This is a genomic window from Pelagicoccus mobilis (assembly GCF_016595505.1).
Lineage (GTDB): Bacteria > Verrucomicrobiota > Verrucomicrobiia > Opitutales > Opitutaceae > Pelagicoccus > Pelagicoccus mobilis.
In genome coordinates this window covers 85,950-103,502 of sequence record NZ_JAENIL010000019.1, presented here as the reverse complement: position 1 = coordinate 103,502, position 17,553 = coordinate 85,950, and the positions used below count along the sequence as shown (strand labels likewise).

Genomic DNA, 17,553 nt, shown 5'->3' with positions numbered 1-17,553 from the left:
TTTCGTGCTACATCACCCTTTTTAGATGAAAAACACCCTATCTTCACTTTTTCTGACTCTATCGCTGGCTGTTGTCCTCTCCACTGGAAACGCTCGTGAAAGCGACAAAACGACCGCAAATCTAAGCCCGACTCTAAACAACGGAAAACTGGTCGTAGACGGCACGACATTTGACATAAAGGGCATCTGCTGGAATCCCATCCCCAAGGGAGAAAAGCACCCCGAAGGTCTCGCCTATGTTCCGGGTAGTCCGGGCTACAGTCTAAGTTTCGTTGAGACCGATCTGCGTCTCATAGCCGAAGCAGGCTTCAATACGATTCGCCCCTATAAAGCCATAACCAATCCCGAAGTACTGGATCTCATTCAACAGCACGGCCTGAAAGTCATCGTCCCAGTCTTCAACTACTACAAAACGACAGACGAAGAAATTCGAGAGTCAGTCCTAGCACTGAAAGATCACCCGACCACCCTTCTTCTCGAAGTCGGCAACGAGTGGAACTACAACAATCTCTACAACTATCAGGGCAACTTCGATAGCACGGTAAAGCGTATTCAAGAGGCTATTACAATTATCAGAAGCATAGACGATTCATTGCTAATCGCATCCAACTACGGGGAGATCCCCTCCAAAAAAACAATCGCAAAAATCGATGCGGACCTCTGGGGGCTAAACATCTATCGGTCTGACAATTTTAAGAACCTGTTCACTCAATGGAGAAAGGTCAGCGATAAGCCAATCTACATCGGAGAGTACGGAGCAGACGCCATTGACAACCGGAAAGGCGACGGAAAATACGCCCCGGACGCCCAAGCTCACGCAGTCGAAAAACTCACTCTCCAGATAATCTCCCAATACGCCTCGCAGAACAGAGGACAAGTTCTCGGCGGGGCACTCTTCGAGTTTAGCGACGAGTGGTGGAAGGACGGCAAAGGACTCGCAAGCGAGCACGATATCGGAGGCATCGCCCCCGGTGGCGGTCCCTACCCAGATTTAGAGTTCAACGAAGAGTGGTGGGGCATCGTCGACATCGACCGCAATCCAAGACTCGCCTACCACGCCATCAAGAAAATCTATGCCCCTTGAAGCAGACAAAAACAAGGTCCGCTTCTGGAACGGAAACAAGTCCTCCGCCCGCCAAGAATACGAACTCATCGTCCTTGAGAAAGCCCTCGCAGCTGCCGACGAGCAGCAAGACAGCTGGGAAATTGAAACGGATTGCACCGATTTTCCCACTATAGAAGGCGAAGCGAGCGTTTTCCGGAAAAAGCGCTTCGACGTATTCGCCACGGTTGCCGGAAATCCAAAGTTCACAAACGAGGACAAACGTGTTCTTCCCATCGACTTGATGAACGGTTTGCTCGGGCGCAGGTTGCTCGTCATCCGTTCCGAGGATGCCGACGATTTCTCCAGGATAACCACGGAAGACCAAATGAGGAAGCGCGTCGCGGGGATTCCCTTCAGTTGGGCAGACGCCCAACTCTTTCGCGCAAATAACTACGCAGTCAACGAAGGAGGCAGCTACGACGAGATCTTTCTCCGACTCAAAGACAAGCAGTTCGACTACGTTTCACTTGGAGCCAACGAAATAGAAGATGCCTTCGAAACGCGCTGCGTGCCACTTGGCGGACTGCAAATCGCCCCCAAACTCTCGATACAGTACCCCTACCCCTTACTCTTCTACGTTAACCCAAGAAGCGAGCAAATCGCTCTTGCCTTTAAGAGAGGCCTCGAACTGCTAATCCGAGACAAAGCGCTCGATCGCCTTTTTCAAGCTCACTACGGCAAACTGATTGAACGACTTAAGCTAGGCCAGCGGAAGACCTTCCATCTGAGCAACCCGCTTCTTCCCGCTTGACTCGATCCGTATCCAAATAGCGGATCAACTCCCTCCCCCCCAAAGACAAGACGAACTACGCAGCCGGCCACTAGGATCCCGAAATCGGAAGCTTGTACAAAGAACGGCTCAAAGACGCCACCGTACTCTCTTGGTTCTCATCCATTACGATCATGAGCGAAATCGCTAAACCATCTCGCCTTCGGTAGTAAGTCCTTTCGATGCAGACATAGTTCTCGTCACGAATGATTCGGAAACAAAATCCACGTGACGCATTTATCGACTCTAGTTTCCTTACGACCTCCTCATACGAAGTCCCCTCAGGAATCCAGACCTTCAGCGAGTCCCTCCTCCAACGCTTGTTCAAAGCTTCCTCAGGCAGGCCGATCTCGGAGACGAAATTCGCTTCCGCCTTGGTAACAAACTCGTCCATCTCCTCTCGAGACAACCGGCTCTCATCGGACCTAGCCGGCGAGACGCAAAAACAAAGGCAGAACAGAGCAGGAACGAGCAAACGCACGAAAATTCTCATTTCGGGAAAACAGCAAGAGTTAGAAAACGGGATTCAGAGAGTATAACATCAAAAGAATCTCCCACCGGGCAATCTTCTTTTTGACCAATGCCCCATCACTCGAAACCAGAGAACGCCCAGTTCAACTTAACTGGTTTAGAACATCTAGCTGCTCACGCTCTTGCAATCGATCGAGAAGATCTTACACGTGAAGGGTCGTCTACAATTATGAGTACCCCCAACCCATTTTCACGCAGACGCTTTATCCAAAGCACTGCCCTTCTAGCTGGCGCATTCGCCATCGGATCCGCTCGTGGAGCGAGTCCCAACGGCGACGTCCGCGTGGCAGTCGTCGGTATTCGTTCCCGAGGCATGCAGCTCATCAAAGACGTCATGCGATCTGAAGGAACCGCGATCGTAGCCATATGCGACGTCGACTCCGCAATTCTAAACAAACAGGCCCAAAAGTTAGAGACAGACTTCAACATCACGCCCGACAAGGAGCTAAACTACCGCAAGCTACTCGAGCGCAAAGACATCGATGCGGTAATCCTCGCGACCCCAAACCACCTGCACGCCATCCAGACCATCTGGGCCTGCCAAGCCGGCAAGGACGTCTATGTGGAAAAGCCGGTCTGCCACAATGTCTGGGAGGGCCAACAAATGGTGGCAGCCGCGAAGCGCTATGGGCGCATCGTCCAAGCCGGCCTGCAGAACCGTTCCGACGTCGGTCTCAAAGAAGCCTTTGCCTGGATCAAGCAAGGCAACATCGGCAAGATCAAAGAAGTTCGAGGTCTTTGCTACCGCAATCGCGCTAGTATCGGCAAAGTTAATACACCTTTGATCCCTCCAAGTAGCGTCAATTACGACGAGTGGCTCGGTCCAGCAGCGGACCTGCCCATGTACCGCAAAAGTTTCCACTACGACTGGCACTGGATCTGGAATACCGGCAACGGGGATTTCGGAAACCAAGGGCCTCACGAGCTCGACCTCATGCGCTGGATTCTCGACGAGCCGGACCACCCCAAGGCAATCGAGAGCTATGGCTCGCGATTCGCCTGGAACGATGGTGGCGAAACCCCAAACATGCAGATCACCAAAATGGATTGGGGCACCGTTCCAGCGCACTTCGAGGTACGCAACCTTTGGGTCAGCCCAGAGACCAACGCTGCGCCCAACTACAAAGGATACCGGGTCGGCGTGATCGTGACCTGCGAGGGCGGCGAGTTCCGCGGCGGACGCGGAGGCGGAATCGTCTACTACGAAGGCAACAAGAAAGGCGAACGCTTCAAAGGCAACGGTGGCTTCGACCACATGCCCGCCTTCTTCCGAGCCGTCCGCAGCCGCAAAGAGTCAGACATCGCTTGTACCCTAGAAACCGGATACAAGTCGGCCTGCCTATCCCACTTTGGCAACATCTCCGTACAAATCGGTAAACAAGCCAAGACTCGGACAACCCAGAAATCCCTTCGCAAAGATCCTTATCTGGTGGAAACCTACGATCGCCTCTCCGAACAATTGGATCGCTGGAACGTCGATCGTGATTTGGACCGCTGGACAATCGGACGAAAGCTCAAAATCGACGTCGAGAACGAGACCTTCTACGGTTCAGGATCAGGTAAAGCAAACAAGTACCTGAAACGCCAAGACCGCAAAGGCTACGAAGTTCCAGAGTACGCTTAACGCAATCGCCTCACAAGGGATTGAGGATCTCTCAATCCCTTATCGGTAACGGCCATCGTCCCCAATGGCTAACATGCAAGAGCGTGAGTAGCCTCTACAGGGATCGCCCCTGAGCGAAGGATGCTCTTACCCGCTCCAATACCTTCTGCATCCTGCCAGCCACTTCTGGCTTGTCCGCATAGAGATTTCGCTCCTCTCGAATATCCTCCGCCAGATTGTACAGCTCCGGTCCATGCCGGTCCTTCTGGTGGCGTGCAAATCCCTCGGCAGTGTATTTCCAATCCCCCACTCGAACACCGGTAGCCTTCCCATTGGCAAGAAAGACAAAGACTTCGCGCTCGATCCGAATCGCAGGATTCTCGAAGTGCTTCGTCAAATCTAAGCCATCGATTTCAACATCAGGAAAATCCACATCCGCCAGAGCAACCACGGTTGGCAGTATGTCGATGGTGGATACGACTTCTTCACTAACCGCTCCTTCAGAAAACCTCCCCTTCCAACGGACGATCCCTGGCACTCGGATCCCTCCTTCGTAATTGCTAAACTTGCCATCTCGCAAAATCCCCGCACTGCCGCTCGCATCCCCCAAACCAAGCCAAGGCCCGTTATCGGAAGCATAAACAACCATCGTTTGCTCGCTCAAATTATTTGCATCCAGAAAATCGAGCAAACGTCCTACGTTCCAATCGATTTCCTCTATCGTATCCCCATACAAGCCGCCCTTGCTCTTACCCACGAAATCCTCCGAAGCAAAAAGCGGGATATGCGGCATCGCCGGCGTTAAATAGAGAAAGAACGGTTTTTTCGCATCCCGTTGCTCCTCCATAAAAGCGATCGCCCGATCAAAGTAGCGACGCGTCAAACTCGACTGCTCCGCCGGGTATTCGACGATCAATTCACCTTCCATGAGAGGAACTTTGTCAGCCAAGCCTCGCTCCTTTTTTATCTTCTGATTCTGCCCGAGGTGATCCGCTACGTACTGCCGATCCGCTTTCGCCATCTCGATTGTGTAGCCTTCCAACAGCTCAACATCCTCCGCGAAAGTCTGCCGCGGCCCAATGAACATGTCATTGCTATACGGAATCCCGTAATAGCTATCAAAGCCCTGCTTCGTCGGCAAAAACTCAAGGTCATCCCCCAAGTGCCACTTTCCAATACAGGCCGTAGCGTACCCATTCTCCCCCAATACTTCAGCGATTGTCAGCTCTTGCGGATCCATCCCCCCTCTGCCCGGAAAGTACACTCCCTTCGTCCCATGCCTAGCTGAGTACCGGCCAGTCAAAAGCGACGCTCGTGACGCGCTGCACACAGACGAGCCGACGTAGAAATTCGTAAAACGAATCCCCTCGTCCGCCATTCTATCCAGCCGAGGCGTCCGAATCGTTTCGGACCCATAGGACCCCATATCTCCATAACCTTGGTCATCAACCAGAATCACGACGAAATTCGGCCGAGACTCCGCAAATGAAAATTGAGAGACGACGACCAACACGATCGACAACAAAACCGTAGGCAACTTCTTGATACACATAGGAGGGGGAACAATTCAATTCCCACACTATCATGCCGCACTAAAACTGCAGCAAGCCCCCGTTTCACTGAGCCGTTAAGCTAACGGTTTCACTTTAACGCTTCAGCGAGCTCAATACCGTTTGCTCAAACACAGCGTTTGCGCTTTGTTCGCCCTCAAAGCCCCTCTTTATTCAACCATGAAACGACTTCTACTCACCTGCCCCCTGATCGCCCTCTGCCTCAACCTCGCCGCAATGGATACAGTATCAATAGCGAACTCTCAACTTACCGTCCAAATCGCAACTTACGGAGCCGAGCTCCAAAGCATAAAAGCAAACGAAGGCGGACGCGAATACCTGTGGCACGGCGACCCAGAATACTGGGCAGGCCGAGCTCCAATCATGTTTCCCGTAATCGTTAGATTCAAAGGTGATGAATTCACGCATAACGAGAAGCGCTATAACTTACCTTTACTCGGTCTGGGCCCAAGAAACGAATACAAAATTACGAACAGGACGAAAGACAGCGTAACGCTGACACTCGAGTCTGACAGCGAAACGCTCAAGCAATACCCCTTCCCCTTTCGCCTAGAAGTAACCTATCGGCTAGAAGGCCAAAAACTCGTCAACCACTTCCAAGTCGAAAATCTAGGCTCAGAAACCATGCCCTTTACGCTCGGCGGACACCCGGGATTCGTGTATCCATCCGGTGGAGGCAAGACACGCGACAACTACACTCTCACGTTTTCGACCCCGCAAAACACGGACCGCCCAATCGTCACCGAAGGCCTCATCCAAAAAGAGAGAGTTCCCTTTCTCAATAACGAGTCCCGACTCGACGTAAGCGACGAGCGCGTCCCCAACCACGGCATGTTGCTCATCGGGCACGGCTGCGACCGAATAGGCGTCGCCGAAAAGGACTCACCACCTTTCGTTGAAATCGAATTCGGCGACTTCCCCAACGTGAACATCTGGACTCCTCCCGGAAAACCGTTCGTCTGCATCGAGCCCTTGGTCGGACACCACGACTTTCAAGACACACCTTTGGAGATCAGCGAAAAGAGCTACCTAAGTCAGCTAACCCCCGGAGAATCCAAGAACTACCAATTCTCCATCATCACGCACTAGAGCATCTTTCAAATTGTTAGCCGCGGGAGGTAGGGCTGACTGGCCCAGTCAGCCGCAATGCAGGATCAAGTCTCCACGGCGGCCTGCGGCGAGGCCGCCCTACCTTTCACATCCAATGAGAACGTGCCTATTCATAAGAATAACGCACTAGCTCCACCAAAGTCACACCATCCGTAGGGTCAGCACTCGTCGCCGCACCGCGGAACCCCATATCAAGCAGACGCAGAAGAGCAACAACCTGCCCCTACCAACTTCACCCGACTCACGAACCGCCTAGGCCAAACCAAAATCAGGAGTCTCGCTCGTTGAGCTCCACCCTCCATCTACTACGAGACTTTGGCCGGTGATCTGTGCAGCCTCATCGCTCAGCAAAAACAGCGTCGCAGCCGCGATATCCTCTACGCGGGTAGCACGGCCCGTCGGCGTTTTTTCCGACCACTTCTCATCGAGCCTCGGGTCTCCCCTTAAGGTACGCTCGGTAACCGTAGCCCCCGGAGAAACCGCGTTGGTTGTGATCCCATGCTGAGCCAGCTCAACGACAAGCCCCTTAGCCAGCATCCTCAAGGCCGCTTTGGTCATTCCGTAACAAACAACATTATCGTGCGCCTGATGTCCCGTAACGGAAGACATGAAAACGATTCGCCCACCATCTCCCTGAGCCACCATACGTTCCGCAGCGTATTTGGCCAGAAACACCGATCCCTGAATATTCAAGTCGAGCATGCGCCGCAACGCATCGGGCTCGATATCTAGAATCGTGTTGAACGTAGTGAGACCCGCATTGGCGACGACCAAATCCAACCGCCCAAACCGCTCCACCGCAAACGCCACGAGTTGCTTAACCAAGTCCGGATCACCCGCATCTCCCGCGAAAGCGATACAGCGCTCCCCATCCTCATCCATAGAACGAGCCGCCGTATCGGCAGCCGCAGGATCCAGGTCGTTCAGGACCACTTTCGCGCCTTCCGCGAAAAGCCGCTCTGCGATCGCGAAACCGATGCCATGAGCAGCGCCCGTCACGATCGCAACACGTCCTTCAAACCTTTGTGAACCCATGACAGAGTCGCGTCCTAGATTGCTTGCCCTCTAATGAACCTCCGGCACCTTAACGTCGATCATCCAGTCCACCCCGAACTGATCCTTCACCAGTCCGAACAGCGGCGACCAGAACGTCTTGGTTAAAGGCATTTGAACCGTTCCGGTTTCCGCCAAATTCCCGAACAGTCGCTCAGCCTCCGACTCGCTCTCCACAGCGATCGCGAGAGAAAATCCCTTAAATTCTAGATCCTCTTCGTAACCATCGGAAATCATAAGCACAGAATCGCCCAGCTTAAGCGTAGCGTGCATCACCTTGTCCTCAAATCCCTCCGGTAGGCCTGGCATAGGATCCGGGCTTTCCTTGAAACGCATCATCATCACCACATCGGCATCGACGGCTTTTTTATAGAACTCAATCGCTTCCTCAGCGCGGCCACCAAAAACCAGGTAGGCATTAACGTTTATACTGCTCATAACTTAGTTGGATTAGGGTTAATCAGATCAGGAAACGCCCAACATACCGCAAGCCCGAACAAGAACAAGCTATCCCAACATCTTTTGAAAGACAAACGTCTCTAGAAAAACGAACCACCAAGCCTTACCAACAAAGCTGTAACCAGAACTCCTCCCATTGGGTAGGCCACCAACATATCGAAAACCTTCGATAGCAGACTGTGCCTTCCCATGAAATCCGACTTCATTGCCTCTCTCCGTTTGATCCGGAACCATCCCTGGTTTTCGCTCGCCATAATCGTCACCCTCGCGTTCGGAATCGGTATCAACACCACCGTGTTCACCTTGGCGAACGCCGTTCTGTTCAAGCCAGTGCCATTCCCTGATGGAGAGCGACTCGTATCGGTGTCAGGACGACACCCAAAGAACGAGAATTGGCGGATGAACCTCTCCTACCCGGACTTTACCGAGTTCCAAGCGCAAACCAAGTCGCTCGAACAGCTGGAAGGTGTTAACCGGTTTCAAGCAATCCTCTCCGAAACCGGAGTCGCCCCAGAGAGATTTAGCGCAGCACGAGTGACACCTGATCTCTTCGACATGCTGCAAACGCTTCCAGCTGAAGGACGCCCTTTCAGCGAGCAGGACTTCCTCGACGGGAGCAACCGAACAGCCCTCATTTCTAGCAAAGCCTGGAAAACGCGCTACGGAAACGATCCCGACGTGATCGGTAGCATCGTCAGGCTAAACGGAGAAGCGACCGAAATTATCGGCATCATGCCAGATCAATTCCGCTTCCCTTCCAACGAAGACGTATGGATTCCCTATCGTCCTGAAAATGCGCGAGAGGACCGCAGCAAACGCCCGCTTCAGGCCTTCGCAATGCTATCTCCTGGATCAAACATCAACGATGCCAACGCCGAACTCTCACTCGTCGCAGCAAACATTTCACAAGAGCATCCTGAAACAAATGAGGACATCGGAGTAGACGTCCTCACTTTCCACGAACGCTTCAATGGAGGTCCTATCAGAATCGTCTTTCTAGCGATGATGACCGCGACCGCATTCGTCCTTTTGATCGCTTGTTCAAACGTCGCTAACCTTCTTCTCAGCCGTGCTCTCACGAGACGTCAGGAAATCTCGATACGTTCCGCTCTGGGAGGCAGACGCAGCCAGATCGTCCGCCAACTGCTCACCGAATCCGTCAGCCTCAGCATCCTAGGAGGCATCCTCGGTCTCACGATCACAGCCCTAGGAGTCCACGCCTTCGATCAAGCGACCCAAGACGTCGGAAAACCTTCTTGGATTCTATTCGAGCTCGATCATCGCGTATTCATCTACTTCGCCCTGATCTCTATCGGCAGCGGTTTGCTGTTCGGAATCCTACCTGCTTTCCGAGCTTCCCGGCTCGACTTGAACAATATATTGAAGGACGGCGTACGCGGCTCCGACTCCAAGCGAACGAAACTCTTGTCGAGTGGACTGGTAGCCTTTCAGTTCGCGATGACTTTCGTTCTGCTAACAGGTGCTGGGCTAATGCTACGGAGCTTCTTTCAAGCCCGAGGACTAAACGATTTTCTTCCTGCAGAAACCACCCTAACTGCGAGTATCGGCCTACCAGAGAGAGCCGAAGAACGCTACGCAACTCCAGAGAAGCGACGCGAGTTCTACAAGGAACTGAAAACTCGCCTCGAGAACCTCCAAAGAGCGAAACAAGTCGTTCTCAGCAGTCACCTTCCTGGACTCGGGGCAGCCAAGAAAAACATCGAGATAGATGGCCAAGAAATTACCGATCCAGAAAATCCCCCCAGAGCTTCCTATATCGTTCAAAGCGAGGGATACTTTTCCCTGACCAATATTCCTTTGCAGGAAGGTCGCAGCTTTCTGAATACAGACATCGAATCCAATCAACGAGTAGCGATTGCGAGTGAAGAGTTTGCCAACAAGCACTGGCCCGAGGAGTCTGCTCTAGGCAAACGGTTCTGTTTCCCTGAAAAGGACAAAGAGAGAGACTGGATCACAATTGTTGGAGTCGTATCCGACATTGTACAAGAGGGGCAAAACGAGGATGCGCCTCCGCTCGTCTACCTGCCCCATAGCCAACAGCCATGGGGCTATATGAACATAATGCTCGCGATAGGTGACAATCCCCTGTCCGCGACTTCCGACCTGAAGACTATCGTTCAAGACCTGGATACAGATCTACCTGTATTCAATATTCGCACACTCAAGCAAGCGATGGAGCGGAACTATTGGTTCCTCAATGTATTCGGAACGCTTTTCTTAAGTTTCGCTGCAATCGGACTCATCATGGCTTCCATAGGCATCTACGCCTCGGTCGCTCAGTCTACCGCTAGGCGAGTTCAAGAAATCGGCATCCGCATCGCGTTGGGTGCACACCCCTCACACGTCGCTCGGCTTGTGCTCAAACGAGGCATCCTCCAAATGGCGGCCGGCTTGATTGCCGGTCTCGCTCTCGCCTTTTCAACAACTCATTTACTCAGCGGGAATCTTCTTTTCCGAGTCTCCCCCCGAGATCCAATCGTGTTCACATTTGCGATCGCCATGCTCGCAGCAATCGGAACTGCAGCCTCGTGGCTACCCGCGAGGCGAGCCACCAAGCTCTCGCCTACTCAAGCGCTGCGAGAAGATTAACCGAGCACCTTTCACCCCGAATTTCCTAGCATAAGACCAAAGTCGTATTTCCTCATTCGCCCCATCGTGATAGAGTGTATCCAGATTCAGAAACGCAGAGCCGATAAGAGCTCAGTTCGAGAATCACTCAGTTTCAAGTTTCATAGTTTAGGGTAATACACTAGGGGTAGTAGAACGGCGGTCTCTCAGAGACCGCCGTTTGTATTTCAAAGTTCTGTGGGTGTTCGTCTCCCAAAAATCTAAAAGGTATCGTAAGCGACCACTTTTTCGTCCGGCAAACGGGCACCACGATCCCACGCATCCTTGGCCAGTTTCCCCACCGGAACCATGAAACTCAGGACATAGCCATCCGGCAGCTTTATCAGTTCGGAAACCTTTTCAGGATCAAAACCAACCATCGGGCATGAGTCGTAGCCCATCCCCTTCGCTGCCAGCATCAACGTCATTCCAGCCAACGCCGAGGAACGGATTGCTTCGTCACGAATCAGCTGATCCTTCCCCTCATAAAACGTCTTAATCATCGGACCAAGCATGTCCTGGACCTCCTGAGGAGCATGACTCCAGTAGTCGCTCGGGTCCGCCAGGTGCGAATTGATATCGCCACAAAGGATGAATAGCACGCTCGCGTCCGTGACATGAGCCTGATCCCAGGCTGCCGCGCGAATCTGAGCTCGCAACTCCTTATCTCGCACCACCAGCAAGCGGTAATTCTGCATATTGAACGAGGAAGGAGCGAGTTTCGTTAAGCGAATGAGTTCCGCCAAGTCCTCCTCTGGCATCACATGTTCCGGGTCGTAGTGTTTGATCGAGCGACGGGTTTCGATGGCATCAAGTGTATTCATAAGCAGATTATAGGAAGTTAGAAAAAGAGTATCCAATAGGCACACGGATACCACACGCTAGTGACTTCATTCAGTTCGAGAGAAATCTCAAACGCTCCGCACAAAAACGAAAAGAGCCACACGTCCGCTGCTCTAAAGTGCTTTTCTTCCGAATAGGCACGTTCTCGTTGAATGCGAAAGGTAGGGCGGCCTCGCCGCAGGCCGCCGTGGAGACTCCATCCTGCATTGAGGCCGACTGGGCCACTCAATCTTACCTCGTGCGACCAACCATATGAAAATTGATCTAAAGCTAGAGTCCGTTGCTCGCCTCGCCGAAGCTTAACGCGAAGGCGGGTCCCCAACGGACACAAAGCCCCCCCCCAACAAAACGAAAAAGCCCGCCTTAAAACAGACGGGCCAATCAAACGAAACGAGCTAATTTCTTAACGTTTTCTGGATTCTAACACATCACCACCAAGTTTCCATTTGCAGACCGAAGTTGCCGCCCTCGGTCTCGTCAGCAAAATCGTTTCCGCCGACCATTCCCATGAACTCGGAGCCCCAGTCCGCCCAAGTAGCGTAAGCACGAATAACAGGGCGACTGCTAAAGCGGTTTCCTATGGATAACTGCGGAGCGATCGTAAACTTAAACATGCCGTCACTCACGCCAAGAAAGTCGTCATCCACCCAGTCGTAGCCCCCTTCGAGAGCCAAACTCCAGTTCTTGTCCAAGTGGAAGATAGGCCTAACGCCTGCGGAAATCCATTCACTATTCCCGTAATTGTCACCGTAGTCCGTGTATTGATACACAAAAACAGGTCCCAACGAGAACGAGTCGCTCAAATTAGCGGTGAAATTCTCCGTGACACGCACTCTCCAAGATCCCGGCAAGTCGGGCTGAATAAAACTGCCACTTGAATTCGTAAAGGTTTCGAAACCAGAGGTGAAGGTCTTCGCGGCTTCCTGACCATACTGGATCGAGAACTTGTTGACACCGTCATCACTCAGGAAACCGGATTTCGTATGCACGAGACTGACAGCAAGCCCATCCGTATCCGGCGCCTCCTGACCATTTGCATCTAGGCCACTCTTAACGCTTGAGTAGACCAATCCTGCCTCGAGGTGCCCTGAGAGGAACGGTATATCGTAGGCTCGTAGATCGAAGTTCGTCTTGCTGAACCCTGCCTTATTCTCTGGGTCAGGCTCAGGTACGTCGGTTATTCCGCTACGGGACCCATGTCCGATCCAAGCAAATGCCATCTTAGCCCCGTTTCCGATATCCACATCTTCGATACCACCGCCTCCTCCGCTCATATTCCAGAAGAAGAAATCATTCACGCCGATATCATGGCGACGATAGAACCGGTTCCCCGCCCAGAATTTAGCCTGAGGTTGGCCTTCAAGCACGTTTCCAATCGAGGCCCAAGCTTCAGGAAACCCAAAAGTAGTATCGCTTCCCGAGGAGAAACTTTCATGCGGGTTGTAGAAGTCGAGACGCACCTGCACGTGGGCGATCGGATCATCCTTCGCTCGGGTTTGAGCGTCTCGCGAAAAGCGATCCGCTACAAAGAAGGACTTGGAGAATATCAACTCACCAAAATTTTCCGGCTCATTGCCCAGTCGATACTTGGCCCCGGCTCCCGGGGCTCCGAAACCGACCTGCGGTCCCCCCGTGTCATTCCGCCCGTAACCTGCACGCATGTATCCAGAGATATCCAAGAAGTTTTGCAGTACATTTTCCACGCGCTCATCGAACAGCGTGTCCTCCATGTTCTGTGAAATAGAACGAGACTCCGTCGTGTTCGCGTAGGCCTCCTTCAGGTAGCGCTCAAGCTCTTCCTCAACAGGATCAACCGTAGCCGAGGCAGGAAGCGGATCGGGAACTCTCACCGTCTCAACCTGCTCTTCCTCCATCTGCTGAGCCTGCTCCATACTCTCGAGCCGAGCCTCGAGAGCTTGAATTCTCGTTTCGTAGAGTTGCCGAAGCTCATTGAGCTCCGCCCGAAGCTGAGCAGCCTCATCGGCCGCGTTAGATTGCCCAAACGCCCATACGGGCACAGCAGCAAGTGTAACAACGAGGTTACGTAGTGTCATAGCAGAATGTGGATTTGAGTTTGTTCTACAAGCAAGCGCCGACATCAGCGACGCTGGAATGGATCATAATCGGCAATTCCACCACGTCAAATCTCAGAGCAATTCCACTAAGTTAAAGCGTAGATCACTTATAGGCAGCCCTTTGAAGTACTTCATCACGTCTAAAGAAAAGTCGCCAATTCAGCACTAGCAATTTGAGCAGCAAAGCTCCCCATTTCAAGGGTTAACCCTACCCCGCCCAGTTACGCTTTGTATTCAAAAAGCTCTAAACAAATGGCAATCTCTGCACTATCAAAGCGAGTTGCCCCACGCCTCCACTCTAGCCCGAATGACTGTCCTAATCTGTCTTTCTCACGAGTCCAGGTTCCAAATTTCCGTATCGATTGGCCACTGACGTTTACTCTTCTTGTACACCTTCAAATACTTGCCCTGTTCGCTGATACCGCCCGAGTCGTCCTTCATTTTCGCCTCTAGCGAATAACGCCCTCGCTCGATGGCCGTGTTCCCTGAAAATTCGACCGAGTCGATGGTCGTATGGCTCACCGCGTCATAGGCTTCAAAGAAGGCATCCATATCCTCAACGAACGATCTCCGCCCGAGTATCGTTTCCCTATTTGGCGGCATACTTACAACCTTTGTCGAATACAGATTCGCAAGACGTTCTGCGTCGCCACGATTAAAGGCCTCATCCCATTGGGACCCGATCTCGCGAATCGAATAATCGTTCTCCATAGCGATCCATTTCGGCCAGGGCACTTCACGACCTGGGTAGCCTGGGGTCTTAAACGGCCACTCGTCAGCAACCCATTTCTTAACCGTCTCGTACAACACAGCATCAAAGCCTTTGTCGTATTCACTTTTCCTGACCCACATTTTGACAGTCGCATCGTATTCATTGCTCTTAGCCGGAAGAATGTATACGCAGCCAAGGCATACGGATTCGTCAGGCGTCAATACGGTAAAGGCAAAATCCTCTTTCGCCAGGTGCCGCTTATAGTGCCATTCAAGGTCCTTTCGGTTGCGCTCGACTGTGGATTGTTGAGACGGCCAGTAGAGCCCGTTCGCCTGGTGGTACTCTCCTCCCCTAATGTGGTCTACACTCGTGATAAACGCTTCATAATCCTTGACCGCGTCTTTAGGCATTAGCGGACGCAGGATAAAACTATCAGTCTCCAATCGTTCAGGAACAACGAAGTCGTCTGGAAGGAATGAATCGCGTGATTGAGCCTGAAGGACACTCGTGATCAAGAGTGTAAACAGTAGCCCTGAGAAGACAGTTAACTTTTGAATTTTCATCTGATGTTGGATTAGTGGTTAACGTAACAAATTCGTATTACCTCTATTCAATGCGAAGGGACTTATTAGGAGGGGTCCGCGAAGCTCGTATTGCGGGTAAGATCAGTGCGGTACCCAGTCCTAGTACTAGAGTTGCGAATACGAGTGGATAGGTGTACCCTATTGGTAAGGTATTCAGCTCGATCGAAGACTTAAGGACTGTCGAAGCGAAATGCCCAATTCCAACTCCAAGCGTCCCAGCAATGCAGAGTAAGAAGAGCCCACGCTTCATCGCAGTTTGAAGGATCACAGTCGTGTTCGCTCCCAGAGCCATGCGAATCCCAAACTCTCGCGATCGTTGTTTCGTGGTGAAGTTCACCACTGCATACAGTCCAACGATTCCTAGAATTAGCGAAGCAACGCCAAATATACCGAACATAGCAAAAACGAGATCTTTCGACGCCATTTCTCGATCGATGAATCCAGTTAGCGTCATCGGGTCTCCATTGAAGGCGATATCCGGTGCCAGATCCCTCAACGTTCGCCGCATGGGTTCAATCAGCCGGGTTGGATCACCCTCTGCACGAACCAATATGTTCAAGTGTGGGCGAGAAGCCTGCGAAATCGGAAAATATATTTTCTGATAAACCCCATCTGACAGATTCTCTCCTGGATGCGGTTTAGGCATTATATTTGGCAACACACCAACAACGGTTCGATACCCAGTACCAAACCAATTGACCCCAGGCATTCTGATCCGTTTCCCTATCGGGTTTTCTCCCTTCCAATAGTAATCGACGAAAGTTTGATTAACGACACAAACCTGTTGAGTTTTGTCCGTATCCATTTCCGTCATACTTCGTCCAAGCACCGGTTCTAAACCGAATACCTTTTCGAATTGGTCTGAAATCAGGATCTGAGAGGCGAGCGGTCGCTGGTCACCTGGCTCATACACTACCCCATCGACCTCGAACGCGTTAGTTCTTTCATGCCATTGTCCCTTGGACGCTCCTCCACCGGTTTTGGTTGACCATGCAACAGCTTCTACCCCTGGAAGAGCCATCATTCGGTCATTAAACGTATCTATAAACTCGTTCAGTTTCCCTTTTCGATCTCCCCAGACAAAAGGACTCAAATCTACAGACTCGGTAATTATTGCATCTGAATCATAGCTTAAGTCTCTCGACTTTAAGTGACTCCAAATTAACAGCATAGTGATGCTGATAAATGCCAGTACTGCTGTCGCGGTTATCTGAAAGCCGAGAATAAATTTCGATAGCGAACCTAAAAAAAGTCCTGAAGATGTTCTGGCATCGTCTTTAAGGTTGTTCGCCACCGAAGTATGAGACGCACGTAGGCCCGGTACGAGACTCGATGCAAAGGCTGAGCCCAAAACAAGGAGAACAACAAAAGCGATAACAGTAGCATCCATCTCAATATGCCACCAATAGGGAACGTACTCCTGCTGGGAGAATTTAAACCAAATGAGCTTTAAGCCCCATCCTGCTAGCAATGTACCACCGAGAGCGCCGATTGTTGTTAGTATTAACCCATCCAATACGACTTGCATAATAATGTGGATTTTAGAAGCTCCCACCGCCTTTCGAATCGAAAGCTCCGAAGTCCGGGTTGCGGTTCGTGCCATGATCAGATTGAAAACGTTGGCACAGGCTACTCCTAAAACGAGTAGTCCGCAGAAGAGCAACGCATAGCAAATCGTGTTGAACTGATCCCCGTTTGATGTCTGAGCATACCAACTGACATAGGGTATGATGTCCACCGACTGGAGGTTCTCGTTTGTCTTGGGATACTCTTGCGCTAGCCGCTTGGCAATAGTGTTAAATTCAGTCTTCGCTTGGGCAACAGTGGCACCGTCTGCGAGCACCCCTAACAAATTCAATCGGTGCCAACTCTCGCGACCTTTCTCGATGGCCTCCGGTTGGTTGTTTGCTAACCAAATCTGCTGCACTTCCGGAAAAGTGAATCCGGGTCGCATTACTCCGATAATAGTACGAGGCCTTCCATTTAACATCGCAGTGGCACCAATAGCATCCTCCTTCGCCTCAAAGTGTCGCCGCCATACCGCATGGGAAATGATGACCTTATCCATTTCACCGGATGCTGCATCCTCCTCCGTAAAGGTTCTGCCAAGCATAGGTTCCTCGCCAATGAACTCGAAGAAATCGGGCCGTACAATCGCCAGATCAAGACGTTCGGCTAAGCTGTTTCCTAAGTGGTTGTAGAACGAATGTTTACCCCAACGAAAAGCCGTCAGTTTCTCGAAGCTCTGAGACTCCATTTCAAACACATCCACATCCAGAGGGTGGATTTCTTTCCGATTTCGCAGCTTATCAGCCTCGGTCCATTTGATATGATAAATCTCCCGCTTCTCGTTTAGCTCCAGCGGGCTCCAAAGCACTCCATTTATGAAGGCGAACATGGTGATGGCGACACCCGTGCCGGTCGCCATCACCACTATGGCCAATAGAGTCGACCCCGGATTCTTGGCCAATAATCTAAATGCGAATCGAATATTGCTAAAAAATTTCATA

General features: G+C 51.7%; 13 protein-coding genes. 5 read left to right on the top strand and 8 right to left on the bottom strand.

Annotated features, from left to right (window positions below):
* Positions 1-25: 25 nt before the first annotated feature.
* Positions 26-1,084: a glycoside hydrolase family 2 TIM barrel-domain containing protein gene (locus JIN87_RS11895; protein ID WP_200355785.1), complete on the top strand. Its 1,059-nt coding sequence runs from the start codon at positions 26-28 to the stop codon at positions 1,082-1,084.
* A complete protein-coding gene (locus JIN87_RS11890; RefSeq protein WP_200355784.1) occupies positions 1,074-1,856 on the top strand; it encodes a hypothetical protein in 783 nt (260 codons plus the stop codon). Before JIN87_RS11895 ends, JIN87_RS11890 begins: the two co-directional genes overlap by 11 nt.
* 70 nt (positions 1,857-1,926) lie before the next feature.
* Here the strand turns inward: JIN87_RS11890 and JIN87_RS11885 are convergent, their stop codons facing one another.
* Positions 1,927-2,367, bottom strand: a complete 441-nt coding sequence (locus JIN87_RS11885) for a hypothetical protein (RefSeq protein ID WP_200355783.1) — start codon at positions 2,365-2,367, stop codon at positions 1,927-1,929.
* Positions 2,368-2,574: 207 nt separating this feature from the next.
* Between JIN87_RS11885 and JIN87_RS11880 the strand changes: the two genes are divergently transcribed.
* Positions 2,575-4,029 (top strand): Gfo/Idh/MocA family protein, encoded by a 1,455-nt coding sequence (locus JIN87_RS11880; RefSeq protein ID WP_200355782.1) that lies wholly within the window; start codon positions 2,575-2,577, stop codon positions 4,027-4,029.
* A 94-nt stretch (positions 4,030-4,123) separates the two neighbouring features.
* On the opposite strand, the gene JIN87_RS11875 is transcribed toward JIN87_RS11880, so the two are convergent.
* Complete coding sequence (locus tag JIN87_RS11875) at positions 4,124-5,560, bottom strand: sulfatase family protein (RefSeq protein WP_200355781.1); 1,437 nt, start codon at positions 5,558-5,560, stop codon at positions 4,124-4,126.
* A 178-nt stretch (positions 5,561-5,738) separates the two neighbouring features.
* On the opposite strand from JIN87_RS11875, the gene JIN87_RS11870 reads away from it, so the two are divergent.
* The gene (locus JIN87_RS11870; protein ID WP_200355780.1) at positions 5,739-6,668 is read left to right on the top strand and encodes an aldose 1-epimerase family protein; all 930 of its coding nucleotides are present in this window, start codon (positions 5,739-5,741) and stop codon (positions 6,666-6,668) included.
* A 273-nt stretch (positions 6,669-6,941) separates the two neighbouring features.
* Here the strand turns inward: JIN87_RS11870 and JIN87_RS11865 are convergent, their stop codons facing one another.
* Entirely contained in the window at positions 6,942-7,724 is a 783-nt protein-coding gene (locus JIN87_RS11865; RefSeq protein WP_200355779.1) for an SDR family NAD(P)-dependent oxidoreductase, read from the bottom strand.
* A gap of 30 nt (positions 7,725-7,754) precedes the next feature.
* Positions 7,755-8,180 (bottom strand): VOC family protein, encoded by a 426-nt coding sequence (locus JIN87_RS11860; protein WP_200355778.1) that lies wholly within the window; start codon positions 8,178-8,180, stop codon positions 7,755-7,757.
* Positions 8,181-8,390: 210 nt separating this feature from the next.
* Between JIN87_RS11860 and JIN87_RS11855 the strand changes: the two genes are divergently transcribed.
* On the top strand, positions 8,391-10,811 hold the full coding sequence (locus tag JIN87_RS11855) for an ABC transporter permease (RefSeq protein WP_200355777.1): 2,421 nt from the start codon (positions 8,391-8,393) through the stop codon (positions 10,809-10,811).
* 239 nt (positions 10,812-11,050) lie between these two features.
* Here the strand turns inward: JIN87_RS11855 and JIN87_RS11850 are convergent, their stop codons facing one another.
* The 4 genes from JIN87_RS11850 to JIN87_RS11835 all read right to left on the bottom strand — a co-directional run bounded on the left by JIN87_RS11850 (position 11,051) and on the right by JIN87_RS11835 (position 17,552).
* The gene (locus tag JIN87_RS11850) at positions 11,051-11,653 is read right to left on the bottom strand and encodes a nitroreductase family protein (protein ID WP_200355776.1); all 603 of its coding nucleotides are present in this window, start codon (positions 11,651-11,653) and stop codon (positions 11,051-11,053) included.
* 447 nt (positions 11,654-12,100) lie between these two features.
* Positions 12,101-13,726 carry a carbohydrate porin gene (locus JIN87_RS11845; RefSeq protein ID WP_200355775.1) on the bottom strand — a complete coding sequence of 542 codons (1,626 nt, stop codon included), beginning with the start codon at positions 13,724-13,726 and terminating at the stop codon, positions 12,101-12,103.
* 351 nt (positions 13,727-14,077) lie between these two features.
* A complete protein-coding gene (locus JIN87_RS11840; RefSeq protein ID WP_200355774.1) occupies positions 14,078-15,022 on the bottom strand; it encodes a YybH family protein in 945 nt (314 codons plus the stop codon).
* Between the two features lie 43 nt (positions 15,023-15,065).
* Positions 15,066-17,552 (bottom strand): ABC transporter permease, encoded by a 2,487-nt coding sequence (locus JIN87_RS11835; RefSeq protein ID WP_200355773.1) that lies wholly within the window; start codon positions 17,550-17,552, stop codon positions 15,066-15,068.
* Position 17,553 lies beyond the last annotated feature (1 nt).